Annotated in this window: 27 protein-coding genes; 11 read left to right on the top strand and 16 right to left on the bottom strand. The window is 72.8% G+C overall.

Annotated features, from left to right (window positions below):
• Window position 1 precedes the first annotated feature (1 nt).
• Complete coding sequence (locus tag ACFWBN_RS19480; RefSeq protein ID WP_385178118.1) at window positions 2–877, bottom strand: LysE family transporter; 876 nt, start codon at window positions 875–877, stop codon at window positions 2–4.
• Between the two features lie 70 nt (window positions 878–947).
• On the opposite strand from ACFWBN_RS19480, the gene ACFWBN_RS19475 reads away from it, so the two are divergent.
• The gene (locus ACFWBN_RS19475; protein WP_385178117.1) at window positions 948–1,382 is read left to right on the top strand and encodes an Lrp/AsnC family transcriptional regulator; all 435 of its coding nucleotides are present in this window, start codon (window positions 948–950) and stop codon (window positions 1,380–1,382) included.
• A 64-nt stretch (window positions 1,383–1,446) separates the two neighbouring features.
• Here ACFWBN_RS19475 and ACFWBN_RS19470 read toward each other — a convergent pair whose 3' ends face one another.
• Together ACFWBN_RS19470 and ACFWBN_RS19465 are read right to left on the bottom strand one after the other, a co-directional pair.
• Window positions 1,447–3,000, bottom strand: coding sequence for a GAF domain-containing protein (locus tag ACFWBN_RS19470; protein WP_385178116.1), 1,554 nt, complete (start codon window positions 2,998–3,000; stop codon window positions 1,447–1,449).
• Complete coding sequence (locus tag ACFWBN_RS19465; RefSeq protein ID WP_385178115.1) at window positions 2,997–4,034, bottom strand: rod shape-determining protein; 1,038 nt, start codon at window positions 4,032–4,034, stop codon at window positions 2,997–2,999. Before ACFWBN_RS19465 ends, ACFWBN_RS19470 begins: the two co-directional genes overlap by 4 nt.
• A 211-nt stretch (window positions 4,035–4,245) precedes the next feature.
• On the opposite strand from ACFWBN_RS19465, the gene ACFWBN_RS19460 reads away from it, so the two are divergent.
• A complete protein-coding gene (locus ACFWBN_RS19460) occupies window positions 4,246–4,956 on the top strand; it encodes an esterase/lipase family protein (protein ID WP_385178114.1) in 711 nt (236 codons plus the stop codon).
• Here ACFWBN_RS19460 and ACFWBN_RS19455 read toward each other — a convergent pair.
• Window positions 4,953–5,546, bottom strand: coding sequence for a hypothetical protein (locus ACFWBN_RS19455; protein WP_385178113.1), 594 nt, complete (start codon window positions 5,544–5,546; stop codon window positions 4,953–4,955). The two genes, ACFWBN_RS19460 and ACFWBN_RS19455, sit on opposite strands and share 4 nt — an antisense overlap.
• A gap of 78 nt (window positions 5,547–5,624) precedes the next feature.
• Between ACFWBN_RS19455 and ACFWBN_RS19450 the strand changes: the two genes are divergently transcribed.
• Window positions 5,625–6,359 (top strand): hypothetical protein, encoded by a 735-nt coding sequence (locus ACFWBN_RS19450; protein WP_385178112.1) that lies wholly within the window; start codon window positions 5,625–5,627, stop codon window positions 6,357–6,359.
• Between the two features lie 12 nt (window positions 6,360–6,371).
• Here ACFWBN_RS19450 and ACFWBN_RS19445 read toward each other — a convergent pair whose 3' ends face one another.
• Complete coding sequence (locus ACFWBN_RS19445) at window positions 6,372–6,794, bottom strand: MarR family winged helix-turn-helix transcriptional regulator (RefSeq protein ID WP_385178111.1); 423 nt, start codon at window positions 6,792–6,794, stop codon at window positions 6,372–6,374.
• Between the two features lie 95 nt (window positions 6,795–6,889).
• Between ACFWBN_RS19445 and ACFWBN_RS19440 the strand changes: the two genes are divergently transcribed.
• From ACFWBN_RS19440 to ACFWBN_RS19430, 3 genes are all read left to right on the top strand, one after another.
• Window positions 6,890–7,912 (top strand): NADP-dependent oxidoreductase, encoded by a 1,023-nt coding sequence (locus ACFWBN_RS19440; protein WP_385178110.1) that lies wholly within the window; start codon window positions 6,890–6,892, stop codon window positions 7,910–7,912.
• 65 nt (window positions 7,913–7,977) lie between these two features.
• Window positions 7,978–8,400: an organic hydroperoxide resistance protein gene (locus tag ACFWBN_RS19435; protein ID WP_266936809.1), complete on the top strand. Its 423-nt coding sequence runs from the start codon at window positions 7,978–7,980 to the stop codon at window positions 8,398–8,400.
• 66 nt (window positions 8,401–8,466) lie between these two features.
• Window positions 8,467–9,267, top strand: a complete 801-nt coding sequence (locus ACFWBN_RS19430) for an EI24 domain-containing protein (RefSeq protein ID WP_385178109.1) — start codon at window positions 8,467–8,469, stop codon at window positions 9,265–9,267.
• A 124-nt stretch (window positions 9,268–9,391) separates the two neighbouring features.
• Here the strand turns inward: ACFWBN_RS19430 and ACFWBN_RS19425 are convergent, their stop codons facing one another.
• The 4 genes from ACFWBN_RS19425 to ACFWBN_RS19410 form a co-directional block, all read right to left on the bottom strand.
• Entirely contained in the window at window positions 9,392–10,123 is a 732-nt protein-coding gene (locus tag ACFWBN_RS19425) for a hypothetical protein (protein ID WP_385178108.1), read from the bottom strand.
• A 13-nt stretch (window positions 10,124–10,136) separates the two neighbouring features.
• Window positions 10,137–10,847, bottom strand: a complete 711-nt coding sequence (locus tag ACFWBN_RS19420; RefSeq protein ID WP_385178107.1) for a carbon-nitrogen hydrolase family protein — start codon at window positions 10,845–10,847, stop codon at window positions 10,137–10,139.
• A gap of 42 nt (window positions 10,848–10,889) precedes the next feature.
• Window positions 10,890–11,771 (bottom strand): endonuclease/exonuclease/phosphatase family protein, encoded by an 882-nt coding sequence (locus tag ACFWBN_RS19415; protein WP_385178106.1) that lies wholly within the window; start codon window positions 11,769–11,771, stop codon window positions 10,890–10,892.
• Window positions 11,772–11,853: 82 nt separating this feature from the next.
• The gene (locus ACFWBN_RS19410) at window positions 11,854–12,435 is read right to left on the bottom strand and encodes a TetR/AcrR family transcriptional regulator (RefSeq protein WP_385178105.1); all 582 of its coding nucleotides are present in this window, start codon (window positions 12,433–12,435) and stop codon (window positions 11,854–11,856) included.
• Window positions 12,436–12,591: 156 nt separating this feature from the next.
• Between ACFWBN_RS19410 and ACFWBN_RS19405 the strand changes: the two genes are divergently transcribed.
• The gene (locus tag ACFWBN_RS19405; protein WP_385178104.1) at window positions 12,592–15,045 is read left to right on the top strand and encodes a beta-glucosidase; all 2,454 of its coding nucleotides are present in this window, start codon (window positions 12,592–12,594) and stop codon (window positions 15,043–15,045) included.
• Between the two features lie 89 nt (window positions 15,046–15,134).
• Here ACFWBN_RS19405 and ACFWBN_RS19400 read toward each other — a convergent pair whose 3' ends face one another.
• On the bottom strand, window positions 15,135–16,037 hold the full coding sequence (locus ACFWBN_RS19400; protein WP_385178103.1) for an SGNH/GDSL hydrolase family protein: 903 nt from the start codon (window positions 16,035–16,037) through the stop codon (window positions 15,135–15,137).
• 250 nt (window positions 16,038–16,287) lie between these two features.
• Between ACFWBN_RS19400 and ACFWBN_RS19395 the strand changes: the two genes are divergently transcribed.
• On the top strand, window positions 16,288–16,782 hold the full coding sequence (locus ACFWBN_RS19395; protein WP_215013748.1) for a DUF3145 domain-containing protein: 495 nt from the start codon (window positions 16,288–16,290) through the stop codon (window positions 16,780–16,782).
• 59 nt (window positions 16,783–16,841) lie between these two features.
• On the opposite strand, the gene fabF is transcribed toward ACFWBN_RS19395, so the two are convergent.
• The 5 genes from fabF to ACFWBN_RS19370 form a co-directional block, all read right to left on the bottom strand.
• Complete coding sequence (gene fabF / locus ACFWBN_RS19390; RefSeq protein WP_385178102.1) at window positions 16,842–18,107, bottom strand: beta-ketoacyl-ACP synthase II; 1,266 nt, start codon at window positions 18,105–18,107, stop codon at window positions 16,842–16,844.
• A gap of 80 nt (window positions 18,108–18,187) precedes the next feature.
• Complete coding sequence (locus tag ACFWBN_RS19385; protein WP_385178101.1) at window positions 18,188–18,436, bottom strand: acyl carrier protein; 249 nt, start codon at window positions 18,434–18,436, stop codon at window positions 18,188–18,190.
• A 56-nt stretch (window positions 18,437–18,492) separates the two neighbouring features.
• On the bottom strand, window positions 18,493–19,497 hold the full coding sequence (locus ACFWBN_RS19380) for a ketoacyl-ACP synthase III (RefSeq protein WP_385178100.1): 1,005 nt from the start codon (window positions 19,495–19,497) through the stop codon (window positions 18,493–18,495).
• Between the two features lie 19 nt (window positions 19,498–19,516).
• A complete protein-coding gene (locus ACFWBN_RS19375; RefSeq protein ID WP_385178099.1) occupies window positions 19,517–20,434 on the bottom strand; it encodes an ACP S-malonyltransferase in 918 nt (305 codons plus the stop codon).
• Between the two features lie 89 nt (window positions 20,435–20,523).
• A complete protein-coding gene (locus tag ACFWBN_RS19370) occupies window positions 20,524–21,741 on the bottom strand; it encodes a PucR family transcriptional regulator (RefSeq protein WP_385178098.1) in 1,218 nt (405 codons plus the stop codon).
• A gap of 116 nt (window positions 21,742–21,857) precedes the next feature.
• On the opposite strand from ACFWBN_RS19370, the gene ACFWBN_RS19365 reads away from it, so the two are divergent.
• Entirely contained in the window at window positions 21,858–22,520 is a 663-nt protein-coding gene (locus tag ACFWBN_RS19365; RefSeq protein WP_385178097.1) for a pirin family protein, read from the top strand.
• Here the strand turns inward: ACFWBN_RS19365 and ACFWBN_RS19360 are convergent.
• Entirely contained in the window at window positions 22,507–23,325 is an 819-nt protein-coding gene (locus ACFWBN_RS19360) for a serine hydrolase domain-containing protein (RefSeq protein WP_385178213.1), read from the bottom strand. The genes ACFWBN_RS19365 and ACFWBN_RS19360 overlap by 14 nt on opposite strands.
• Window positions 23,326–23,404: 79 nt before the next feature.
• Between ACFWBN_RS19360 and ACFWBN_RS19355 the strand changes: the two genes are divergently transcribed.
• The gene (locus ACFWBN_RS19355) at window positions 23,405–23,794 is read left to right on the top strand and encodes a MerR family transcriptional regulator (RefSeq protein ID WP_385178096.1); all 390 of its coding nucleotides are present in this window, start codon (window positions 23,405–23,407) and stop codon (window positions 23,792–23,794) included.
• On the top strand, window positions 23,791–24,819 hold the full coding sequence (locus ACFWBN_RS19350) for an aldo/keto reductase (RefSeq protein WP_385178095.1): 1,029 nt from the start codon (window positions 23,791–23,793) through the stop codon (window positions 24,817–24,819). The genes ACFWBN_RS19355 and ACFWBN_RS19350 overlap by 4 nt, the downstream gene beginning before the upstream one ends.
• The last annotated feature ends 103 nt before the right edge of the window (window positions 24,820–24,922 follow it).

The raw sequence follows: 24,922 nt of genomic DNA, 5'->3' as shown, positions 1-24,922 counted from the left end.
CCTAGGGGGTGTGCCACGGGAGTGGCAGGGCGATCTTGACCGCGTAGGCGGCGACGAGGCCGTAGCCGAGGCGGAAGGTCCAGACGCGGGCGGTGTCGGAGATCCGGCTCCCGGCGAGGGCGCTGAGCGCGACGAGGGCCTGCTGCCAGAGGAGCGAGGCGGCGCCGACGCCGATGAGGAAGGCGGCTCCGGCTGCGCCGGTGCGGAGGCTTGCGGCCTGGGCCGTGGTGAGGGCGGCGAAGTAGAGGGCGGTGGTGGGGTTCACCGCGGTGAGCCCGACGTACCGGGCGAACGCCTTGCCCGCCCCTGATCCGGGGCTCGGCGCGGGGTTCGGGCCGGGGGCGTGAGCCGGGTGCCCCGGGGCCGCGGGGCTCCGCCCCGGACCCCGCGCCTCAATCGCCGGCGGGGCTGGATGGTGGTCCCGTGCCTCGGAGGACGGAGAGGCGGGATGGTGGCTCGCCGCCTCGCCCGAGGCCGGGGCTGGGCGGGCGGGGTTCCGGCCGGGGCTGTGAGCCGGGTGCCCCGGGGTCGCGGGGCTCCGCCCCGGACCCCGCGCCTCAAACGCCGGCGGGGCAGAGACCGGGGGCGGGGTGGGTCTGGTGAGGCCGTGGGTGGCGATGGTCAGGAGGATCAGGGCCGAGGCGAGGCGGATCCAGGCTTCGATCGGGGAGACGTGGGAGGCCACCCAGGGGCCGAGGGCGGTGGCGAGGGCGGCGTAGCCGAGGTCGACCGCGGCGATGCCCGCGGCGGCCGCCACCGCGGTGCGGCGGCTGCGCATCGCCTCCTGGATCAGCAGCACGCTCATCGCACCCATCGGCATCGCCACGCCCAGGCCCGCCACCGCGCCCGCCAACCCCGTCGTCATCAGTTCGCTCATGGGGGAGAGCCTCCGCGCCCGCCCCGGCCGGAAGGGCGCGAATATCGGCCCCGGCTGCGAGAATCGCGGCATGGACCGCCTCGACAGGGAAATCCTCGGCATCCTGCAGGAGGATGCGCGGATCTCGTACCGCGACCTCGGCGTCCGCGTCGGCCTCAGCGCCAACGCCACCGCCGACCGGGTGCGCCGGATGCGCCGGGACGGGGTGATCCGCGGCTTCACCACCGTGATCGACCCGGCTGCCGACACGCGGGGCGGGCTCGTGGTCTTCATCGACCTCACCCTCCGCCAGGACACGACCAACGAGGAGTTCGAACGGCAGGTCGCCCTGCTGCCCGGGATCACCGAGGTCGTTCACGTGACGGGCCGGCACGACTACCTCGTACGGGCTCGGGCCGCCGACCCGGCCGCCCTCGACGCGCTGCTCCGCCGCCTGAAGAAGGAGGCGGGCGTGGCCCAGTCCAACACCCGCATCGCCCTGCGCGCCGCCCACCGCCCGGCCTGAGGACTACCCCTATCGCGCGGCCGTCTCGGGCGGGTGCCTTGGGCCGGCGCCTTGGGCGGGCGTCCTAGAGCGCCGATTCCCAGGTCGTCGTCGTGCCCCGGGTCCCCGACTCCGTGCGGCCGTCGTCCGCGACCGTCAGGCGTACCCGGGACGGGCTCGCGTCCACCTCCACCTCGATGGAGGTGACCTCCGCGCGCCGGTGTGCCGCCGCCAAGGCGGTCCGCAGGGCGGAGAGCAGGTCGCCCGCCACCGGCTCCGGCAGCAGCGCGTCCACCGCCCCCGCGAAGTGCACCGACGGCTGGAAGCCGAACAGGACCGCCGCCCCGCCCGTTTCGCGGAGCACCCGGCCCCGGAAGGTCGTCGGGGCGTCCGTCGGCGGCTGCTGGAGGGCGAAGATGGCCGTCCGGACCTCCTGGATGGTGGAGTCCAGTTCGTCGACCGCCCGCGCGAGCTCCGCGCCCACGGTGTCGCCGGCCGGCGCCGACGCCGACCGCTTCTTCGTGCTCTCCAGCATCATCTCCGTCGCGAACAGCCGCTGGACCACCAGGTCGTGCAGGTCGCGGGCGATCCGGTCGCGGTCCTCGTAGACGGCCAGCTGCTCGCGGTCGTGCTGCGCGTCCGCCAGGACGAGGGCCAGCGCCGCCTGCGAGGCGAACTGCGAGGCCAGCAGCCGGTCCACCGCGTCGTACGGGGGGCCGCCCCGGGCGCGCGGCAGGGCCAGGGTGCCGATCAGCTGGCCGCCGCTCTGCAGCGGGAGCATCATGCTGGGCCCGAACCGTTCCCGTACGTGGGTGGTCATCCGGGGGTCCGTGGCCGAATCCTCTATGAAGACCGGCTCGCCGCCGAGCAGTTGTTCCAGCACCGGAGATCCGGGGGCGATGGCCGTTCCCACCAGGTCCCCTGGGTCCCCGTGCGTGGAGGCGGCGACGATCTCCATGCCGCCCTCGGGGGTCGGCTGGAGGACCACCCCGGCCACCGCGTCCGCCAGCAGCCGGGCCCGCTCGGCCACGCACATCAGCGCGTCCGCCGCGGGGCGGCCCGCCAGCAGGGTCGTCGTCACGGCGGCGGCGCCCTCGATCCAGCGCTCCCGGCGGCGCGCGGTCTCGTACAGCCGGGCGTTGCCGATCGCTATCCCCGCCTGCGAGGCCAGGACGCGTACGAGGGCGAGGTCCTCCTCGGTGAACGGGCCGCCGCCCAGCTTCTCGGTGAGGTAGAGGTTGCCGAAGACCTCCGTGTGCACCCGGATCGGGACGCCCAGGAAGCTGCGCATCGGCGGGTGGCCGGGCGGGAATCCGGCGGACCGGGGGTCCTTGGCGAGGTCGTCGAGCAGGAGCGGGCGCGGATCGCTGATGAGGGCCCCGAGCAGGCCCGTGCGCCCGTCCGGCAGGTGCGGGATGGCGGCGCGCTGCTCCTCGGTGATCCCGGCGGTGAAGAGCTCGGTCAGCCGGACGCGCTCGGGGTCGACGACCCCGAGCGCGCCGTAGCGTGCCGCGCAGAGCTCGGCCGCCGAGTCCACGATGTGCTGGAGGGTGGCGTGCAGCTCCAGCTCGGAGCCGACGCTGAGGACCGCCTCCAGCAGGACCGGGAGGCGCGCCGGCTCCTGCCCGGCCTTCGTCATTCGGCCAGCGGGTTGAGAACCATGGGGGCGATCTTCCCTTCGAGCATCGCGCCGAGACCGAGTACGGCGCACACGTCCGGCCGTTCCGCGATGGCGACGGGCATGCCGGTGGCGTCGCGCAGCATCTGGTCCAGGCCGGGCAGCAGGGCGCTGCCGCCCACCATCATGATCCCCCGGTCCGTCAGGTCGGCGACCAGGTCGGGCGGGCAGTCCCGCAGCACCTTGCCGATGCCGTCGAGGACGGCGGTCAGCGGGGTGTGGATGGCCTCCCGGACGGCGGCCGTGTCCACGTGCACGGAGCGGGCGAGGCCGGTGGCGACGTCGCGGCCGTGGATGAGGGTGGAGGCAGGCCCCTGGGGGGTGATGCCGTTGCCGTGCAGGGCCAGCTGGAGCGGCCGGACGGCCTGGCTGGGCAGCATCAGCTCGTGCGCGTGGCGCAGGTGCTGGACGACCGCGTGGTCGATGGCCTCGCCGCCGACCGGGATCCGCTCGGCGGTGACGATCGAGCCGAGGGAGAGGACGGCCACCTGGGTGGCCGCGGCCCCGCAGACCATGATCATCGTTGCGGTCGGCTGCTCCACGGGAAGGCCGCAGCCGACGGCCGCCGCGATCAGGGTGTCGACGAGTTCGACGCGCCGGGCGCCGAGCCCGACGAGGGTCTCCACGGTCGCCCGCTGGGCCAGCGGGTCCGCGTCGTGCGGGGTGCAGGCGGCGGCCCGCAGCCGGGGCTTGCGGCGCAGGGCGCGCCGCAGCTTCTCGCCGAGCAGGTGGCGCAGCATCCGCTGGGCCATCTCGATGTCGACGACGGTGCCGCCGGAGACGGGGCGTACGACCCGGATGTAGTCGGGCGTGCGGCCGGTCATCCGCTCGGCGAAGGTCCCGACGGCGATGAGCGCGCCGGTCCGGGTGTTCACCGCGGCGACGCTGGGCTCGTCGACGACCAGGCCGGCGCCCTTGACGTACACACGGGTCCTGGCAGCCCCCAGGTCGACGGCGACGTGGCAGCGGCGCAACTGCTCAAGACTGACGGTCACGGCAGATCCTCCCGAGAGCGCTGACGCAAGATGACCGGCGGAATGCCGGTCGCTTTTCATATCATCTCGGGCATTTGGGGCTAAGCGCCCGTTGAGCTGCTCCGGCCGGGGGGTGTGTCGCGCCTGCATGGGGGTGGATTTCTGTACCGACAGGCAGCACGATGCCCGCACCGCACGCGCTACTCACGCGTAACAAGGTAAAGGGGACTCGATGCTGACGACCCGCCAGAGACTGCTGGCGCTCCTGACGCTGTGCCTGGCGCTGCTCGCGCCCCTGTCGGCACATGCCGCCGACCGGGCCACGCCCGCCGCCTCTGACCTGGCCTCATCGCGCAATCCGGTGGTCTTCGTACACGGTTACAACGCCGACCCGGGCGTGTGGGGAGCCCTGCGCGAGGACCTGCGGGCCGCCGGGTACGCCGACTCGGAGCTCTTCTCCTGGGGTTACGACACGCACCAGTCGGTCAACGAGGTCCTCTCCGGACGGCTCGCCTCCTACGTCGAGGAGGTCCGCCGGCAGACCGGAGCCGCCAAGGTCGACGTCGTCGCGCACTCCTTCGGCTCGCTGGTGAGCCGCTGGTACGTGAAGTTCGGCGGCGGCGCCGCCACCGTGGGCCACTGGGTCTCGCTGGCCGGACCCAACCGCGGCACCTCCACCGCGTGGGCCTGCGCCCTGTGGGACCAGGCCTGCCGGGACATGACGCCCGGCTCGTACGTGGTGAGGAACCTGAACGGCGGGGACGAGACCCCGGGCGCGGTGAAGTACGCGACCTTCTGGTCGAACTGCGACGAGGTGGTCAACCCGGACGACAGCGTGCCGCTGACCGGGGCCGCCAACACGCCGGTCGGCTGCCTCAAGCACAACGACCTGCTCGGCGACGACGGGACCTCCGCGGGCGTCCGCGCCTTCCTGGCCTCCTAGGGCCTGTCGGCCTCCCCGAACGAGACCCGCTGGAGCAGGCCGTACGTGAACTCCGCCACGCAGGGCCTGTCCCGCGCGGCGAAGGCGAGCCGCCAGCGGGTCGGCGCGGTGCCCTCCATCGGCCGTACCGGGGCGAAGGCCCGCGCCACCTCGTCCACCGTCGCCGACCAGGGCCGCAGATCGTCCGGCGAGTCCAGTACGGGCCCCCGCGCGCCCGGGGCCCGTACCAGCCACTCGTTCCACACCGCCCCGTCCGGCGCGGCCAGCACCTCGAAGCGCAGGTCGGGCCAGAGCGGCACCGGCCACAGCAGGGCCTCGCACTCCAGATCGCCGATCGTGCGACGTTCGGCGGACTCCGGCGGGCCCAGCACCGAGCGGTAGCGGGCCAGGGCCCCGCGCGCCCGGGGTGAGCGGACCATGGCCTGCCAGCGCCTGTTCGCCTCCCGCTGGTCCGCGAGCGAGGCCCCCAGCCGGTGGCGGGCCTCCTCGGCCAGGTCCGGCTGGAAGTCCGCCATCCGCCGCAGCAGCACCAGCTGGAACGCGGCCGGTCCGAAGGGTCCCGGGGGCCCCGGAGTCGGGTTCGCTGTCATGGAGGCCACGATTCCACACAGGATCCTTACGTTCCCGGGATACGGATGTAGCCGCCGACCACGTAGCCTGCGGGCGCCATGAACTACTGCCCCGCATGCCGAAGACACCTCAACGGCGCACTGGCGTGCGCCGGGTGCGGCACCCCGGCCGAGTACCTCGTAGCCGTCGCCCCCGGCGGCCCGGCCGTGCCCGCCGCACCCGTGGCCGAGCCCGGCCCGCCGGCCGCGCTGGCCGACGTGTTCGCCGACTCGCTCGTCGTGCTGTCCGCGCCGAACGAGCGCCGGGCCGGTGCGCGCCGCCGCGCCACGCACCGGCGCCGCCGCCGGACGATGCTGACCATCGCGCTCGGCATGCTGATCGCGGCGGGCGGCTCGCTGGTCGTCGCCCGCATGGCCACCGACGGGGACCGCTCCGACCGGGCGGCCACGGTGGTGCTGACCGACGACGCGGGGCCCAAGGCGCCGGAACCGCTGCCGAGCCTGAAGGGTGACCCGGTCGCGCCCTCGGTCCTGCCGTCCGCGAAGGGCGGGGGCACGAAGGCCGCAGCGAGCACGGCGAAGGCGGCCGGGCCCAGTGCTTCCGCCGGGGCCGCGACGCAGCCGGCGCCGGCGTCGTCCGCCCCCGCACCGGCCACGTCGGGGCCGGCCTCCGGTACTCCCGGCCCGGGGCCCTCCGTAAAGCCGACCGGATCGGCGAAGCCCACGTCGACCCGTCGGGCGACCCCGACGGCGTCGCCGCCCGTGCCGTCCCCGTCCCCGTCGCCGACGAAGCCTCCGCCGCCGCCGTGCCCGTGGTGGAACATCTTCTGCTGAGGAACGGGCAGGTCAGCCCAGCATCCGCTTGAGCAGGTCCCGCAGGACCGCCCGCTCGGCCGTGGACAGCCCGGCCAGCGGCTCGCGCGCGAAGTCCAGCGACTCGCGCAGCCGGTCCGCGGTCTGCACGCCCTCCTCGGTGGGGGCGGCCAGCTTGACCCGGCGGTCGGCCGGGTCCGGGCGGCGCTCGACCAGGCCCCGGCCCTCCAGCCGGTCGATGATGCCCGTCACGTTCGACGGCTCGCAGCGGAGCTTCTGCGCGATCCGGCGCATCGGCAGCGGTTCCAGAGCCAGCAGGTTCAGCACGCGGGCCTGGGCCCCCGTGAGCTGGTGGCTGGCGGCCGCGTGCTCGTACTCCATGTGGTAGCGGGCCACGACGTCGCCGATGAGCTCGACGACCTCAAGGGTCACTGGGTCTACGCGACGACTGGGCATGGATCCAGAGTACCCATTTACTTGACAACATGAAATATCCAGGCGCATGGTTGTTTCACCTAGTGAAGCATTTCCGTTCTTACCAGGAGCGCCGCATGTCCGAGATTCCCGCCATCAGCCGCGAGTGGCACCTCGTCCGTCGCCCGCAGGGCTGGCCCGTCGCCGAGGACTTCGCCCTGCGCGAGGTGCCCGTGTCCGCCGAGCCCGCCCCCGGCCGGATCCTCGTGCGCAACCTCCACATGTCCGTGGACCCGTACATGCGCGGCCGGATGAACGACGTGAAGTCGTACATCCCGCCCTTCCAGCTCGACCAGCCGATGGACGGCGGCGCGGTCGGCGAGGTCGTCGCCTCCGCCGCCGAGGGCTTCGAGGTCGGCGACCACGTCCTGCACGGCCTGGGCTGGCGCGAGTACGCGGAATTCGAGGCGAAGCACGCCATCAAGGTGGACGCCTCGCTCGCCCCGCTCTCCGCCTACCTCGGCGTCCTCGGCATGCCGGGCCTGACCGCCTACGCCGGGCTCTTCGAGGTCGCCTCCTTCAAGGAGGGCGACTCCGTCTTCGTCTCCGGCGCGGCCGGTGCGGTCGGCAGCCTCGTCGGCCAGTTCGCCAAGATCAAGGGCGCCTCCCGTGTGATCGGCTCCGCCGGCTCGGACGAGAAGGTGACGCTCCTCACGGAGAAGTACGGCTTCGACGCCGCCTTCAACTACAAGAACGGCCCCGTCGGCGAGCAGCTGCGCAACTCCGCCCCCGAGGGCGTCGACGTCTACTTCGACAACGTCGGCGGAGACCACCTGGAGGCCGCGATCTCCTCCATGAACGTGAACGGCCGGGCCACCCTCTGCGGCGCGATCGCCCAGTACAACGACACCGAGGCCGCCCCCGGCCCGCGCAACCTCGTGCAGGTCATCGGCAAGCGGCTGCGCCTCCAGGGCATCCTCGTCAACGACCACGCCGGCATGCAGCAGCAGTTCGTCCAGGACGTCGCCGGCTGGCTGCGCTCCGGCGAGCTGCGCTACGACGAGACGGTCGTCGAGGGCGTCGAGAACGCCGCCTCCGCGTTCCTCGGACTGATGCGCGGCGAGAACACCGGAAAGATGATCGTTTCTTTCACCGGTTAGGCTCATCCCACGCCGTCGTGACCGTGGGCGCGAGTCGCGGCGATTTACCAGGAGGATCTTCTTACATGTCCATCCAGTACTCCGACGTCGCGTACACCGCTGTTGCCACCGCCGAGAACGGCCGTGACGGCCGCGTCGCCACCAACGACGGTCAGCTCGACGTCGTCGTGAACCCGCCGAAGGAGCTCGGCGGCAGCGGCGCCGGCACCAACCCGGAGCAGCTGTTCGCCGCCGGCTACAGCGCCTGCTTCCAGGGCGCCCTGGGCGTCGTCGCCAAGAACGAGAACGCCGACATCTCCGGCTCCACCGTCACCGCCGAGGTCGGCATCGGCAAGAACGACGAGGGCTTCGGCCTGATCGTCAAGATCTCCGCCGTGATCCCGAACGTGGACGCCGCCACCGCCAAGGACCTCATCGAGAAGGCCCACCAGGTCTGCCCGTACTCCAAGGCCACCCGCGGCAACATCACCGTCGAGCTCGCCGTCTGATCTGGCACCGCTCAGCGAAGGCCGCACCCCGGAACCGGGGTGCGGCCTTCGCCGTAAACTGGCGCCATGCGTGATCTTGCGGGGGGTTTCCGGTATCTGCTGGCCGGACAGAGATGGGTGTTCGGCCACGGCCGCTGGCTGGGCTTCGGCCTGTTGCCCGGGCTGGTGTCCCTGGTCCTCTACGCGGGCGCACTGGTCGGGCTCGGCTACGGCGCCGACGACCTGACCGCCTGGGCCACGCCCTTCGCCGACGACTGGTCCTCGCCGTGGCTCGGGCTCTTCCGCGGCTTCCTGACCGCGCTGGTCTTCTGCCTCGGGCTCTTCCTCGCGGTCATCACCTTCACCGCCGTGACCCTGCTCATCGGCCAGCCGTTCTACGAGTCCCTCTCGGAGCAGGTCGACCGCAGCGAGGGCGGCGAGGTCACCGAGTCCGGGCTGCCGCTCTGGCGGGAGCTGTGGATCTCGGCCCGCGACAGCCTGCGGGTGCTGGGCCGGGTGCTGCTGTACGGGATCCTGCTCTTCGCCCTCGGGTTCATCCCGGTGGTCGGGCAGACGGTGGTCCCGGTGCTCGGGTTCTGCGTCACCGGGTTCTTCCTGACCCAGGAGCTCACCTCCGTCGCCCTCCAGCGCCGCAAGGTGGAGCTGGCCGGGCAGCTGGCGCTGATGCGGTCGCGCCGGCTGCTGGTGCTGGGCTTCGGGGTGCCGCTGGCGCTGGCGTTCCTGGTCCCGCTGGTCGCGGTGTTCCTGATGCCGGGTGCGGTGGCGGGGGCCACGCTGATGGCGCGGGACTTGCTCCGGCCCGAGGAGGAGCCGGCCGCCGAGGCCGTGGCCGGCGGCTTCGGACCGCCGCCCCCCGCGTACTCCTGACTACCGCGTGTACTCGATGACCCCCCTGGGCAAGGAGCTGAACGCGGCCCTGAAGGCCCTGGGGGCCCTGAAGGCTCTGGGGGCGTGGGGCACCAAGCACCTCCTGGCCGACTCCGCCTAGCGGCTAGGGGTGCTGTGCGCGCGGCTCCACCCACAGGGCCTCGCCCACGGCGCACAGTTCTCCGTCGGCGGTGGCCAGCGCCGTGCCCACGCTGTACTTGCGGCCCGAGGAGGAGAGCAGCCAGGCGTAGGAGACGAGCCCCCGGCCCACCGGCACCGGCCGCAGCAGCCGCGCGGTCAGCGCGGCCGTGACCGATCCCGCCTTGCGGTCGTCGAGCAGCCGGCCCGCCGCGTTCCCCGGGCAGTCCAGCGCGCCCCACACCAGCTCGGGCGGCAGCAGCCCGTCCGCGCCCGCGAGTTCCGCCCCGGGGGTCCAGGCCGTGGCGACCAGCTCGCGGCGGCCCGGCACCGGGCCGCAGTGCAGGCGCAGCCCGGTGGCGGGGGTCCGGTCGAGGCCGCAGCCGAAGCAGTCGACGGACACGTCCGGCGGGGCCGCCCGGTAGGCCTCGGCCGCCGCCTCGGCCTGCGCCCAGGACGGGGCCGCGGGGGCCTCCCCGGCGAAGGCGGCGGGCGCCGCGGCGGCGAGCAGCAGCTCGCCGTCGGTCAGCGCGCAGCCGCCCTCCGGGGTCGCCGCGAGCCGGACCGCGCTCCCGGTGGGCACGGGCCGCCGGAAGTCCACCCGTACGCTCTCCGCGGCCGCCCGCCCGGCCAGCACGCCCGCGACGTAGCCGCCGAAGGCCACCCCCGGGTAGCCCTGGAGGTGTTCGGGAACTGTGATCGTCTCGAAGTCGGCCATGCCCGCCACCCCATCACACCGGGACGTCGGCCGTCACCACGCCGGGCGTACGGTCGTCGGCCTCGGCCACCACATCACCGCCCGGAGCCCACACGGCCGCGCCCCCGCAGCCCGTCCACGGGCCCGCCGGGCCGACGTGGTTGGCGAGGACCACGTACAGGCCGTGCTCCTTCGCGATCCCCGGGTACACGGTGGCGCGCTCGCCGATCCCGTCGCCCGTCCCGTACAGGGAGCTCGCGAGGTGGACCCGGCAGCCGTCGGCCGCGGCCCGGCCGGCCAACCGGGGGAAGTGGTTGTCGTAGCAGACGCCCAAGGAGAAGCGGACCCCGCCGAGTTCGAACCGCCCGTCGCGCGTGCCGGGCTCGAAGACGTCCTGCTCGTGCCGGAAGAGGTGCTGCTTCGCGTACGTGGTCACGTGCGCGCCGTCCGCGTCGTACACCAGTGTGGCGATGGCGGGCCGGGGGCCGTCGGTCGGCAGCGCGACATTGACCGCGGTGGCGATGCCCGCGGAGCGCAGCGGGTCCAGCCGGGGGTCGTCGGCGCCGGTCCACAGCCCCGGGTCGGAGGACAGGGCCGCGAGCTCGTAGCCGGTGAGCGTGAACTCGGGGAACACCACCAGCTCGGCGCCCTCCGCGCGGGCCCGCACGGCGAGTGCGGAGGCCCGGGCGGCGTTGGCGGGCACGTCGGCGGGGAGGCAGGTCAGCTGCGCTGCGGCGATCTTCACCCGGTGCAGCATGCCAGGCGCTCGGCGCCCGCCCGAGGCGGGTCAGGCGGTGACGGCCACGGATTCGATCATGACGTGGTGGTCGGAGAACGCCGAGTCGGCCACCATGCACCAGCGCCGGGTCTCGCTGCTGAACAGGTAGTCGATCTTCCCTCCGAAGGAGTGCGTGGCCCGGCCGGTGCGCGAGGCGCCGGTCTGGTCGCACTCCTGGTAGCCCTCGGTGCCGGGGCCGGTGGAGTAGAGGCCGGCGGGCCAGACCCAGGCGGCCTTGTTGTTGGGGTCGTCCGGGGAGAGCGAGTTGAAGTCGCCGCCGAAGACCGTCCTGGGGAAGGTGTTCACGACGGCCTTGATCTGCGCGAACTGCTCGTCGCGGTAGTCCCAGTCCGGGTGGTCCGGGTTGCTGCCCACGCGCGAGGCGTGGACGTTGCACAGCCGCACGTCCCAGTACACGGCCGTCGCGCACTGGAAGGGGCTCTGCTGGCCGACGTACGGCTGCGTCAGCGGGTACTCCTCGGCGTCCGCCATCTGGCCCTTGAGCACGATCGCCGTCCCGATGCGGTCGGCGCGCCCGGCCTGCTCACCGCAGCGGCTGGGCCACTTGCCGTCGGCTCCCTGCGACCACTCGTACGCGGCGAAGCTCTTGGTCCAGCCCGGGCCCAACTGGTTCATCAGCTCGGTGAGATCGTCCTCGCACACCTCCTGGAGCAGCGCGGCGTGGACGTAGTTCTTCTGGACGTGGTACCTGACCACGTCGATCTTCTGCTGCGGCGTGCCGGTGCCCTCGCAGTGCCAGTTGGCGCGCTGCGAGCCGCACATGTTCCAGGACATGACCTGGAGGTTCTTCGTCTCGGCGGCCGCGGCCGCGGGCGCGGCGAACCCGGCGGCCAGTACCAGAGCGGTCACCACCCCGGCGGTCCTCTTCATCAGTCCGGACATCCCCATGGACCTGCCACCCCTCGTCTTCGGTTCGTACCGACGATCAAGGTATCCGCAGGCCCGGCGCCGGTCAGGGGTGGGTGCCGGGCCCGCGCAGCAGCGTCAGGAAGGAGCGGAACGCCGCGGGCATGTCCACCGATTCCGGGGCGAGCAGCCACTGGTACTGGAGGCCGTCCATGACCGCCGTCAGCAGCGGGGCGGCCTGCTCCGGGGTGAGCCCCGAGGGGAGCCGGTCGCCGAACTCGGCGCGCAGCACCGCCGCCATCTCCCCGCGGACCTGGGCGTAGCGGTCGGTGAAGAACTCCCGGGCCGGATGCCCGTCGGTGACGCTCTCGCCGAGCAGCGCCGAGAAGGTCTGCACGATGCCCGGGCGCATGGCGTTGTACTCCACCAGCGAGGCCAGCAGGTCCAGGCGCCAGGCGTCCGCCGAGGCACGCGAGCCGCCGCCCGTGTCCCAGCGGTCGCGCTCCTCCAGCACCGCGACCAGCAGGGCCTCCTTGGTCGGGAAGTAGTGCAGCAGCCCCTGCTGGGTCAGGCCCACGCGCTCGGCGACCGTCCCCAGGGACGCGCCCCGGTAGCCGCGCTCCGCGATCACCTCGAGGGCCGCGCGGACGATCTCCCCGCGCCGCTCCTCGCTCCTCGCCCTGGCCATCGCCCCGGCACCCCTCTCGCTCGCACCCGTCAGCAGGACCGTACGACATCTGGATATCACGAACAGATTACGAACCCTACCGCTCTACAGGTAACGGGTCCACGATGGGGGCACCGCACCGCTCAACCGCACCGCACTCAATGAGGAGGCACGGCCGTGACCGATGCCGATCAGGCCCGCACCAGCGCCGTCGAAGTGGCGCTCGGGAAGCTCGATCTCGACACCAAGGCCCGACTGCTGGCCGGCCAGGACATGTGGTCGCTGCCCGCGATCCCCGAGATCGGGCTGAAGTCCCTGGTCATGTCCGACGGCCCCATCGGGGTGCGCGGCGTGCGCTGGACCGCCGACGACCCGTCCGTCGCCCTGCCCTCCCCGACCGCGCTCGCCGCCGCCTGGGATCCGGCCCTCGCCCGCCGCGCCGGCCGGCTCCTCGCCCAGGAGGCCCGCCGCAAGGGCGTCCACGTCCTCCTCGCGCCCACCGTGAACCTGCACCGCTCCCCGCTCGGCGGCCGGCACTTCGAGTGCTACTCCGAGGACCCGTACCTCACCGGTGAAGTCGGCAGCGGCTACGTGAACGGCGTCCAGGACGGCGGGGTCGGCACCACGGTCAAGCACTTCGTCGGCAACGACGCCGAGACCGAGCGGTTCACCGTCGACAGCGTCATCGCCCCGCGCCCGCTGCGCGAGCTGTACCTGGCGCCCTTCGAGGCCATCGTCGCGAACGCCCACCCCTGGGGCATCATGACCGCCTACAACCAGGTCAACGGCACGACGATGAGCGAGCACCGCTACCTGGTCAAAGAAGTCCTGCGCGGCGAATGGGGCTTCGACGGGTGCAACGTCTCCGACTGGATGGCCGCCCGCTCCACGGCCGGCGACATCCAGGGCGGGCTCGACGTGGCCATGCCCGGCCCGCAGACCGTCTACGGGCCCGCCCTCGCCGAGGCGGTCCGCGCCGGCGAGGTCTCCGAGTCCGCCGTCGACGAGGCCGTGCGCAACGTCCTGCGCCTCGCCGCCCGCGTGGGCATCCTGGAGGGCGCCCCCGCCGCCGTCGAGGAGGTCCCGGCCCCCATCGACGGCCAGGCGCTCGCCCGCGAGCTCGCGGCCCGCGGCTTCGTCCTCGTCCGCAACGAGGCGGTGCCCGGCGGAAGCGCCATCCTGCCCCTCGACGCCGCCGCCGGCACCGTGGCCCTCATCGGCGCCGCCGCCCGCGATGCCCGCGTCCTCGGCGGAGGCTCCGCCACCGTCTTCCCGGAGCGGATCGTCTCCCCGCTCGACGGCCTCACCGCCGCGCTCCCGGACGGGGCCCTGACCTTCGCCGTCGGCGCCGACCCCTCCGACGAACTCGCCCCCGCCGACAAGGGCTTCGAGCTCCGCGCCGTCTGCCGCGACGCCTCCGGCGCGGTCGTGGGCGAAGGCAGCCTGCCGACCGGCCAGGTCCAGTGGATCGGTGACGACCTGCCCGCGGGCGCCACGTACGAGACCATGGCGAGCATCGAGGTGACCGGCACGTTCGTGCCGCGCGAGAGCGGCGAGCACGCCTTCGGCACCCGGGGGCTGGGCGCCTTCGCCCTCGCCGTCGGCGGCGAGACCCGCTGGCACGGCGTCCAGGAGATGGGCAACGAGGCCGACCCCTTCGAGGCCTTCTTCGGCGCCCCCAGCGAGCGTGCCCGGATCACCCTCACCGAGGGCGAGCCCGTCGAGGTCTCGCTGACCTACCAGGTCCCGGACGTGTCCGCGCTGCCGCTCAAGGCGATCATGTTCTCGCTTCTCCACCTCGGCCCGCGGCGCGAAGCCGACGAGCTGATCGCCGAGGCCGTGGAGGCCGCCCGCGCCGCCGACACCGCCGTCGTGGTCGTCGCGACCACCGAGCGCGTGGAGTCCGAGGGCTTCGACCGCACCGACCTCACCCTCCCGGGCCGCCAGGACGACCTGGTCCGCGCCGTCGCCGCCGCGAACCCGAACACCGTGGTCGTCGTCAACGCCGGCTCGCCGGTGGAGCTGCCGTGGCGCGAGGAGGTCGCCGCGGTGCTGCTGACCTGGTTCCCCGGGCAGGAGGGCGGGGCCGCGCTGGCCGACGTACTCCTCGGCGACGCGGAGCCCGGCGGGCGGCTGCCCACCACCTGGCCCGCGCGGTTCGCCGACGCGCCCGTCACCGAGGTCGTCCCCACCGAGGGGCGCCTGGAGTACCGCGAGGGGCTGTTCATCGGCTACCGGGCGTACGAGGCCCAGGGCATCGCCCCCGCCTTCCCCTTCGGGCACGGCCTCGGCTACACCGACTGGACGTACGACTCCCTGGAGGTCACCGGCACCACGGCCCGGGTCCGCGTCACCAACACCGGCACCCGGCCCGGCCGCGAGGTCGTCCAGGTCTACCTGGCCCCGGTGGCCGACTCGGCGGAGCGCCCGGCGAGCTGGCTGGCCGGCTTCGCGGGCGTCGAGGCGGGCCCCGGCGAGAGCGTCGAGGCCGAGATCGCCCTGCCCGCCCGGGCCTTCGAGATCTGGGACGAGGAGGCCCGCGGCTGGCAGCGGATCGGCGGCTCCTACGAGGTCCGCGCGAGCCACGCGCACGGGGACACGCGGCTCACGGCGACGCTCGACATCCCGTAACACACCGTAACGAGCGGAATGGCCGGAAATCACCCCCAAAAACCGGGCAGGGAGCGGGTCCTGACGTTCCCTCTCCCTGCCCGCCGGCGTCAACGCGGCGGTTCGGCCGCCGTCACCTGTCGGTGCGCCAGTTCCGCCAGCCGGGCCTGTCCGTCCTTGCCCGGATGGAACCAGTCCCAGCGGCTCAACTGATCCGCCGCGAAGGGGTACTGGAAGACCGCGCCGCCGTCGTAGCGGCACAGCGTGTCCTTCGCGCAGACCTCGCGGAGCACCTCGTTGTACTCGACCACCCGCGCCCGCACCTGCTCGCGCCGGGAGGTCGCCCCGGAGGCCGCCGACAGCGGATCGGCGAGCATCGACTGACAGATCCCCAGCTTCCAGATCTGCCGGACCATCGGCAGGTCCTTGCCCTGCTCCCACAGCCGCTGGAGGTCCGGGACGCTGGAGACGTAGACCTGGGAGGTGGGGGAAGCGGACCGCAGACCCGCGAGGGCCTGCTCGAAACCGGACCGGAACTCGGCCACCGGCGTCATCGACGAAGCGGTGGGCCGGCAGGCGTCGTTCGAGCCCACCATCACCGTGACCAGGTCGGGCTTGTGCGCGGCCGCCTCGGTCAGCTGTCCCGGCAGGTCCGCCATCCGCGAGCCGGTCGCCGCGTAGTTCCAGCTGCGGGCCGGGGCGTCGGCGTCCCCGAGCAGCCGCGTGGCGAGGGAGCGGACCTGCGGGTCGCTGCCCGTGGCCCAGGAGACCTCCGGGCAGTCGGCGAGGACCGAACAGGCGTCGAAACCCCGCGTGATGGAGTCGCCCACGGCCGCGATCGAGGCGGGCGCCGTGTTCCAGCGGGGCGCGGCCTGCGCCCCGCGCTCGCTCCCGCCGTCCGACCCGCCCGGCCCGCACCCGGCCACCGTCCCGGCCAGCAGCACGGCCGCCGCTGCCGATCCCGCTCCCGTGAGGGTCCGGCGCGCGCGGCGGCGCGCAGCGGTGGTGCGCATCGGGATGGTCCCCTTCTTGACGCCCCCACATCCTTCGGGGGGTCCTGCTGAGTGAAAGCTCTGTGTTTACCGGCCTTGGAGCGACCGTACGTCACACCATGACCCCTGACGCACGGTAGCTTTTTCCCGTGGCGTTTCGGCCGCAGGTCCCGTTGCGCAATGTCAAATAATTTCCGTTACATTACATCACGTCACATACTGTCCGTTTTCTGGAGTTTATTCCCGACCTCGTCCCACACTGGAGGTCCCGGTGACGACACGTGGAGTTCTGTACGTGCACTCCGCACCGCGCGCGCTCTGCCCGCACGTGGAATGGGCGGTTGCGGGCGTGCTCGGGGTGCGGGTGAACCTCGACTGGATCAGGCAGCCCGCCTCCCCGGGCACCTGGAGAGCCGAGTTCTCCTGGCAGGCCGAACCGGGCACCGCCTCGAAGCTCGCCTCCGCCCTGCGCGGCTGGCACCTGCTCCGCTTCGAGGTGACCGCCGAACCCTGCCCGACCGCCGAGGGGGAGCGCTACAGCTCCACTCCGGAGCTCGGCATCTTCCACGCCGTCACCGGTATGCACGGCGACATCCTGATCCCGGAGGACCGGCTGCGGGCCGCCCTCGCCCGGTCCGCGCGCGGCGAGACCGACCTGGAGGCGGAGATCGCCAAGCTGCTCGGCAAACCGTGGGACGACGAACTGGAGCCCTTCCGCTACGCGGGCGAGGGCGCCCCGGTCCGCTGGCTCCACCAGGTCGTCTGAGCACAACGCGAAGGGCCCCGCCCGGCAGATGCCGGGCGGGGCCCTTCGTACGTACGGGATCAGACGGAACGGAACGCGAGCGTCACGTTGTGGCCGCCGAAGCCGAAGGAGTTGTTGATCGCGGAGATCGGGCCCTCGGCGGGCAGCTTGCGCGGCTCGCCCCGGACGATGTCCGCGTCGATGTCCTCGTCGATGTCGTCGAGGTTGATCGTCGGCGGCGCCAGCCGGTGGTACAGAGCCAGCACGGTCGCGACGGTCTCGATGCCGCCCGCGCCACCCAGCAGGTGACCGGTCATCGACTTGGTCGCGGAGATCGCGATGTGGTCGAGGTCGTCGCCCAGCACCTTGCGCAGGGCCTTCAGCTCGGCCGTGTCACCCTGCGGGGTGGACGTGGCGTGCGCGTTCAGGTGGACCAGCTCGGCCGGGTCGAGACCCGTGTTGTCCAGCAGGTTCTGCACCGCGGCCGCGACACCGCGGCCGGTCGGCTCCGGCTGCGCGATGTGGTGGCTGTCCGCGGACAGGCCCTGGCCCAGCACCTCGCAGTAGACCCGGGCGCCGCGCGCGGCGGCGTGCTCGGCGGACTCCAGGACCACGACGCCCGCGCCCTCGCCGAGGACGAAGCCGTCACGGGCCTTGTCGTACGGGCGGGAGGCCGTGGTCGGGTTCTCGTTGTTCTTGGACATCGCCATCATGTTGGCGAACGCGGCGATCGGCAGCGGGTGGATCGCCGCCTCGGTGCCGCCCGCGACGACCACGTCGGCGCGGCCGGTACGGATCATCTCGACGGCGTAGCCGATGGCCTCGGCGCCGGACGCGCAGGCGCTGACCGGAGTGTGCACGCCCGCCTGGGCGTTGACCTCCAGGCCGACGTTGGCGGACGGGCCGTTCGGCATGAGCATGGGAACGGTGTGCGGGGAGACCCGGCGCACACCCTTCTCCTTCAGTACGTCGTACTGGTCGAGCAGGGTGGTCACGCCGCCGATGCCGGAGGCGATCACGGTGCCCAGGCGCTCGGGGGCGATGGAGCCGTCCTCGCCGGCCGGGGCGGTGTAGCCGGCGTCGGCCCACGCCTCGCGGGCGGCGATGATGGCGAACTGCGCCGAGCGGTCGAGCTTGCGGGCCAGCGGCCGCGGCAGGACCTCGTTCGGGTCCACGGCGGCCAGGGCGGCGATACGGACCGGGAGTTCGGCGAAGCGCTCGCCCTCCAGGGTCTTCACGCCGGAGCGACCGGCGAGCAGACCTTCCCAGGTCGAAGCGCTGTCGCCACCCAGCGGAGTGGTTGCGCCGATACCGGTGACGACCACGGTGCGATTGGTCGGGCTCACAGGAATTCTTTCTCCACGTCTCAGGGGGTGCTGAATTGTCACGGCGCCACCGCCAGGTGGCGACAAACGCTGGTCGGGCTTTAGCCCTGGTGCTTCAGGATGTAGCTCGCGGCGTCGCCGACCGTCTTGAGGTTCTTGACGTCCTCGTCCGGGATCTTGACGTCGAAGCGCTCTTCGGCGGCGACGACGACCTCGACCATGGACAGCGAGTCGACGTCGAGGTCGTCGGTGAACGACTTGTCGATCTGGACGTCCTCGACGGGGATGCCGGCGATCTCGTTGACGATCTCCGCGAGACCGGCGACGATCTCTTCCTGGGTGGCGGCCATGTGGCGCTCCTTCTCTGGGTAACTGGTATGCGGGCCGGGTTAAGCGGAATTCGGCCCTAGGGGAGGGTAACGACCGTCGCGGCGTAGACGAGTCCCGCCCCGAAGCCGATGACGAGCGCGGTGTCGCCGCTCTTCGCCGCACCGGTCGCCAGGAGCCGCTCCATAGCGAGCGGAATCGAGGCGGCCGAGGTGTTGCCGGTGGTCTCCACGTCACGGGCGACCGTGACGTGCTCCGGCAGCTTCAGAGTCTTCACCATCGAGTCGATGATCCGCATGTTTGCCTGGTGCGGAATGAAGACGTCCAGGTCGTCCGCGGTGATCCCGGCGGCATCGAGCGCCTGCTGGGCCACCTTGGCCATCTCGAAGACGGCCCAGCGGAAGACCGCCTGACCCTCCTGCGTGATGGCCGGGAACTTCTCGCCGCTGTCGCTGGTGCGGTACTCGTCCCACGGCACGGTCTGCTTGATGGTCTCGGACTTGTCGCCCTCCGAACCCCACACCGTGGGGCCGATGGCCGGCTCGTCCGAAGGGCCGACGACCACGGCGCCGGCGCCGTCGCCGAACAGGAAGGCCGTCGCGCGGTCCTCCAGGTCGGTCAGGTCCGAGAGCCGCTCCACGCCGATGACGAGGACGTACTCCGCGGACCCCTCCACCACCAGGCCCTTGGCCAGGGTCAGGCCGTAGCCGAAACCGGCACAGCCGGCGGAGATGTCGAAGGCGGCGGGCTTGCCCGCGCCGATCCGGTGCGCGATCTCGGTCGCGACGGCCGGGGTCTGCTTGAAGTGCGAGACCGTCGAGACGATCACGGCACCGATCTGCTCGGGGGAGACACCGGCATCGGCCAGCGCCTTGCCCGAGGCCTCCACCGACATCGCGGCGACGGTCTCCTGGGGCGAGGCCCAGTGCCGGGTCGCGATACCGGAGCGGGAGCGGATCCACTCGTCGGACGAGTCGATCGTTTCGAGGATGACCTCGTTGGGCACCACGCGCGTCGGGCGGTAGCCGCCGACGCCGAGAATGCGGGCGTACGGGGAGCCCTTGGCCGGCTTGATCTTGGACATGCTCTGTGGGCTCCTTCTCTCAGGCCGTCTGCTCGGCGACGAGCGCCGCGGCCTTGTCGAGATCGTCCGGGGTCTTCAGAGCCACCGTCGGCACGCCCTTCAGCGCGCGCTTGGCCAGACCCGTCAGGGTGCCGCCGGGGGAGAGTTCGATGATCCCCGTGACGCCCAGCTCGGCGAACGTCTCCATGCACAGGTCCCAGCGGACCGGGTTCGCGACCTGGCCGACCAGGCGGGCGACGACGTCGGCGCCCGTGGTGACAATGCGGCCGTCCTTGTTCGACACGTACTTCAGCGCCGGGTCCGCCGGGGACAGGTCCGCGGCGGCCTTCTCCAGCGTGGCGACCGCCGGGGCCATGTGGTGCGTGTGGAAGGCGCCCGCGACCTTGAGGGCGACGACCTTCATAGAGCCTTCGGGCTTGTCGGCCTCCAGGGCGGCGATCTGCGCCATGGTGCCGGCGGCCACGATCTGACCCGCGCCGTTGATGTTGGCCGGCGTCAGACCCAGCTTCTCCAGGTGGGCGACGACGACATCGCGGTCGCCGCCGAGGACCGCGGCCATGCCGGTCTCGGTGACGGCTGCGGCCTCGGCCATGCCCAGACCGCGGGTACGGACGAACTTCAGGGCGTCGGTCTCGGAGAGCACGCCCGCGTACGCGGCGGTGGTGATCTCACCGACGCTGTGGCCGGCGACGGCACCGAAAGCGGTACGGGAGCCGAGCGCGTCGGCGGACAGGAGACCTGCGGCGACCAGCAGGGGCTGGGCCACGGCCGTGTCGCGGATCTCGTCCGCGTCGGCCTTCGTGCCGTAGTGGGCAAGGTCGAGCCCGATGGCGTCGGACCAGCCCTGGACGCGGTCACGGGCGCCGGGGAGGTCGAGCCAGGGAGTCAGGAAGCCGGGCGTCTGAGCGCCTTGGCCGGGAGCGACGAGTACGAGCACCCTCACACTCTCTCTTGTGGATGGTCCCTGCCGCCGGTGGGGACAGGGACCAAGAACGGTCGGGGTAATTGTTGATGTCCGACAAAAGTCTAGGACTGCGGATCCCCGTCGGCCAGGCGCCCCAGAATCAGGGCGATCCGCAGCGTGAACGCCGAGCGGACATCCGAAGGCGACCAACCGGTGACGTCGGTCACACGTCGCAGCCGGTAGCGCACCGTGTTGGGGTGCACGAAGAGCATGCGGGCCGCCCCTTCGAGGCTGCTCGCCTGCTCCAGGTAGACGCTCAGCGTCTCCAGCAGCGCGGAGCCAGCTTCCTCCAGCGGTCTGTAGATCTCCTCTACTAGCTGCTCACGGGCAGCGGGATCCGAGGCGATGGCGCGCTCGGGCAGGAGATCGTCCGCCAGCACCGGACGCGGGGCGTCCTGCCAGGCCGTGCAGGCCTTCAGCCCGGCCGCCGCGGCCTGCGCGGACTTCGTCGCGTTCAGCAGGTCGGGCACCACCGGGCCGGCCACCACCGGACCGGCCGCGAACGGCCCGATCAGGGATTTGGCCACCTGCATCGGATTGTCGCTGCCGCCCGCGATGACGACCAGGCGGTCCCCGAGCACCCCCGTGAGGACCTGGAGCTTGTGGTGGCGGGCCGCACGCCGGATCGCCTCGACCGTCAGCTCGCTGTCCCCCTCCGGCGCGGTGCCCAGCACCACGCACACGTGCTCCGGGGAGTTCCAGCCGAGCGCCGCCGCGCGCGACAGGGCGCCCTCGTCGGCCTCGCCGGACAGCACCGCGTTCACGACGAGGGACTCCAGCCGGGCGTCCCAGGCGCCGCGGGCCTCGGCGGCCTGCGCGTACACCTGGGCCGTCGCGAAGGCGATCTCCCGGGCGTACACCAGCAGCGCCTCGCGCAGGATCGACTCGTCGCCCGGGGCCGCCACCTCGTCGATCGCGGCCTCCATGACCTCGATCGTGGTGCGGACCATCTCCACGGTCTGGCGCAGGGTGATCGCCCGGGTCAGCTCGCGCGGAGCCGTCCCGAAGACGTCGGTGGAGATCGCCTGCGGGGTCTCCGGGTGCCGGAACCACTCCGTGAACGCGGCGATGCCGGCCTGCGCGACCAGGCCGATCCAGGACCGGTTCTCCGGGGGCATCGCCCGGTACCACGGCAGGGTCTCGTCCATGCGCGCGATCGCGTTGGCTGCGAGCCGGCCGGAGGACTTCTCCAGTCGGCGCAGCGTCGCGGTGTGCGGATGGGCGGGCACGGGATGCGCGGCGTGTGTCGCGGGGGAATGCTCACGTTCGGGTTGGGGCACGGGACAAGACTGCCTTATCGGGAAGCCCTCGCGGAGTCCGGTCCCGCGTCCGGCCCGCCTCCGGTACCGCGTCCGGTCCTGCGTCCGCCCCCTGTCCGGCGGCTACGGTGAGCCCCATGATTGATGTACGCCGCGGCGCCGACCGGTACGAGGGCGGGGACCCGGCCGCCGGGATCACCACCCGGCACGCCTTCTCCTTCGGGTCCTTCTACGACCCGGACAACCTGCGCTTCGGCCCGGTGCTGGCCTGCAACGAGGAGCTCCTGCGGCCGGGCGCCGGATTCGACGAGCACCCGCACAGCCACACCGAGATCGTGACCTGGGTGGCCGAGGGCGAGCTCACCCACCAGGACAGCACCGGCGAGAAGGGCCTGGTCGGGCCCGGCGACGTGCAGCGGCTCAGCGCCGGATCCGGGGCCCGGCACGTGGAGCGCAACGACGGCGAGGTGCCGCTGCGCTTCGTGCAGATGTGGCTCGCGCCGCTCACCGCCGGCGGCGAGCCCTCGTACGAGGTGGTCAGCGGCATCGGCGACGACACGCCCTACGAGATCCCGGCGGCCGGCGCCGTGCTGCACGTCCGGCGGCCGGGCGCGGGCGAGCGGGTCCCCGTACCGGCGGCGGAGCGCGTGTACCTGCACGTGGTGCGGGGGGACCTGCGCCTGGACGGGCAGGAGCTCGGCCCCGGGGACTCGGTGCGGATCACCGGCGAGCGGGACCTGGAGATCACCGCCGGATCCCCGGGCGAGCTGCTGATCTGGGAGTTCGCTAGCGGGTCCTGAGCTCGGCCAGGACCGCGTCGGTGAAGGGGGTCCAGGCCTCCACGGCCCACGGGCCGAAGGCGCGGTCCGTCAGGGCCACGCACGCGGCGCGCGCGTCCGGATCCACCCACAGGAAGGTGCCGGACTGCCCGAAGTGCCCGAAGGCGCGGGGCGAGGAGGAGTCGCCCGTCCAGTGCGGGGACTTGCCGTCGCGGATCTCCATCCCGAGCCCCCAGTCGTTGGGGGACTGGTGCCCGTAGCCGGGCAGGACGCCCTTGAGGCCCGGGTGGACGACTGAGGTGGCCTCGGCGACCGTGCGGACGTCGAGCAGCCGCGGCGCCTGGAGCTCGGCCGCGAACCGTACGAGGTCGGCGACGGTCGACATGCCGTCCTTGGCGGGCGAGCCCTCCAGGGTGGTCGCGGTCATGCCGAGCGGCTCGCACACCGCCTGGTGCAGGTACTCCGGGAAGGGGATGCCGGTGGCCTTGGCGATGTGGTCGCCGAGCACCTCGAAACCGGCGTTCGAGTACAGCCGGCGCTGTCCGGGCGGGGCGCTCACGCGGTGCTCGTCGAAGGCCAGGCCGCTGGTGTGCGCGAGGAGGTGACGGACCGTCGATCCCTCGGGCCCGGCCGGCTCGTCGAGCTCGATCGCCCCCTCCTCGTACGCGACGAGGGCCGCGTACGCGGCGAGCGGCTTGGTGACCGAGGCGAGGGGGAAGCGGTGGCCGACGGGGCCGTGCGAGCCGGCCAGGCTCCCGTCGGCGCGCACGACGGCCGCCGCGGCGGTCGGCACCGGCCAGTTCTCGATGATCCGCAGGCTTTCCATGCCGTTGACGGCCTCTTCGCTCTCCATGGCGCCGAGCCTACTTGCTTGGAGTGCACTCAAGGGTTTTAGCGTGGGGCCCATGAGCCAGAGCCCCAGCCTGACGCAGACGCGGTACACGATCAGCGAGGTCGAGGCCCGGACCGGTCTGACCCAGCACACGCTGCGCTGGTACGAGCGGATCGGCCTGATGCCGCACGTGGACCGCTCCCACTCGGGGCAGCGGCGCTTCACGGACAAGGACCTCGACTGGCTGGGGTTCGTGGGCAAGCTGCGCGCCACCGGGATGTCGGTGGCGGACATGGTCCGCTACGCCGAACTGGTGCGCGAGGGCGAGCACACCGTCGTCGAGCGGCGCGAACTGCTGGAGCGGACGCGACGCGAGGTGCGGGCGCGGATCACGGATCTGACGGACGCGCTCGCCGTACTGGACTACAAGATCAACCTGTACGCGGGGAAGGGACAGCAATGACGGAGCACGGCACGCACGGCACGGTCATCGAGCAGGTCGAACTCGGCAAGGGCGGCCCGCTGGTCGGGATCCAGGGCCTCGGCTGCATGGGCATGAGCGAGTTCTACGGGGACACCGACGAGGCGGAGGCCCGCGCGACCCTGGACGCGGCGCTGGCCACCGGGGTCACCCTCTTCGACACGGCGGACACCTACGGGCGGGGTCGGAACGAGGAGTTCCTCGCCCCCTTCGTGGCCGCGCACCGGGACGAGATCACCCTGGCGACGAAGTTCGCCATAGAGCGCAACGACGACCCGCACTACCGGGGCATCCGCAATGACCGCGGCTACGTCCGCCGGGCGGTGGAGGAGAGCCTGCGGCGGCTCGGCGTGGACGTCATCGACCTCTACTACATGCACCGGCGCGACCCGGCCGTTCCGTTCGCCGAGTCGGTGGGCGCGATGGCAGAGCTGGTGCAGGAGGGGAAGGTGCGCCGGCTGGGGCTCAGCGAGGTCACCGGGGCCGAGCTGCGCGAGGCGCACGCGGTCCACCCGATCGCGGCGCTCCAGTCGGAGTGGTCGCTGTTCAGCCGGGACGTGGAGCGCAGCGCGGTGGGGGCGGCGGCGGAGCTGGGCGTGGCCTTCGTGCCGTACTCCCCGTTGGGGCGGGGCTTCCTGACCGGGTCCTTCGCCGACGCGTCGGCGGACCTCTCGGCGGGTGACTTCCGGCGCCACCAGCCGCGGTTCACCGGCGACAACGCGAAGGCGAACGCGGCGCTGCTGGCTCCCGTCCGGGAGGTCGCCCGGGCGCACGGGGCGACCGCGGCGCAGATCGCGCTGGCCTGGGTGCACCAGCGGGCCGTGCACGGGCTGACGGTGATCCCGATCCCGGGCACCCGCAAGGCGTCGCGCCTCGCGGAGAACGCCGCGGCGACGCGGATCGTTCTGACGGAGCCGGAACTGGCCCTGCTGGAGCCGGTCGCGTCCCGCGTGGTGGGCGACCGGTATCCCGACATGACGTTCACGTCGGCGGCCCGCGAAGCCTGACCCCTCCGGGGGTGCGGTCCGTGCCTGGGCTCGGCGCCGCTACGGGGGCTCCGCCCCCAGACCCCGCGCCTCAAACGCCGGCGGGGCTATAGACAGCCCCGCC

It is taken from the genome of Streptomyces sp. NPDC059989 (assembly GCF_042736975.1).
Classification (GTDB): Bacteria; Actinomycetota; Actinomycetes; order Streptomycetales; family Streptomycetaceae; genus Streptomyces.
Note: the sequence above shows the minus strand (reverse complement) of the source record. Positions and strands in the feature narration are given on the sequence as shown.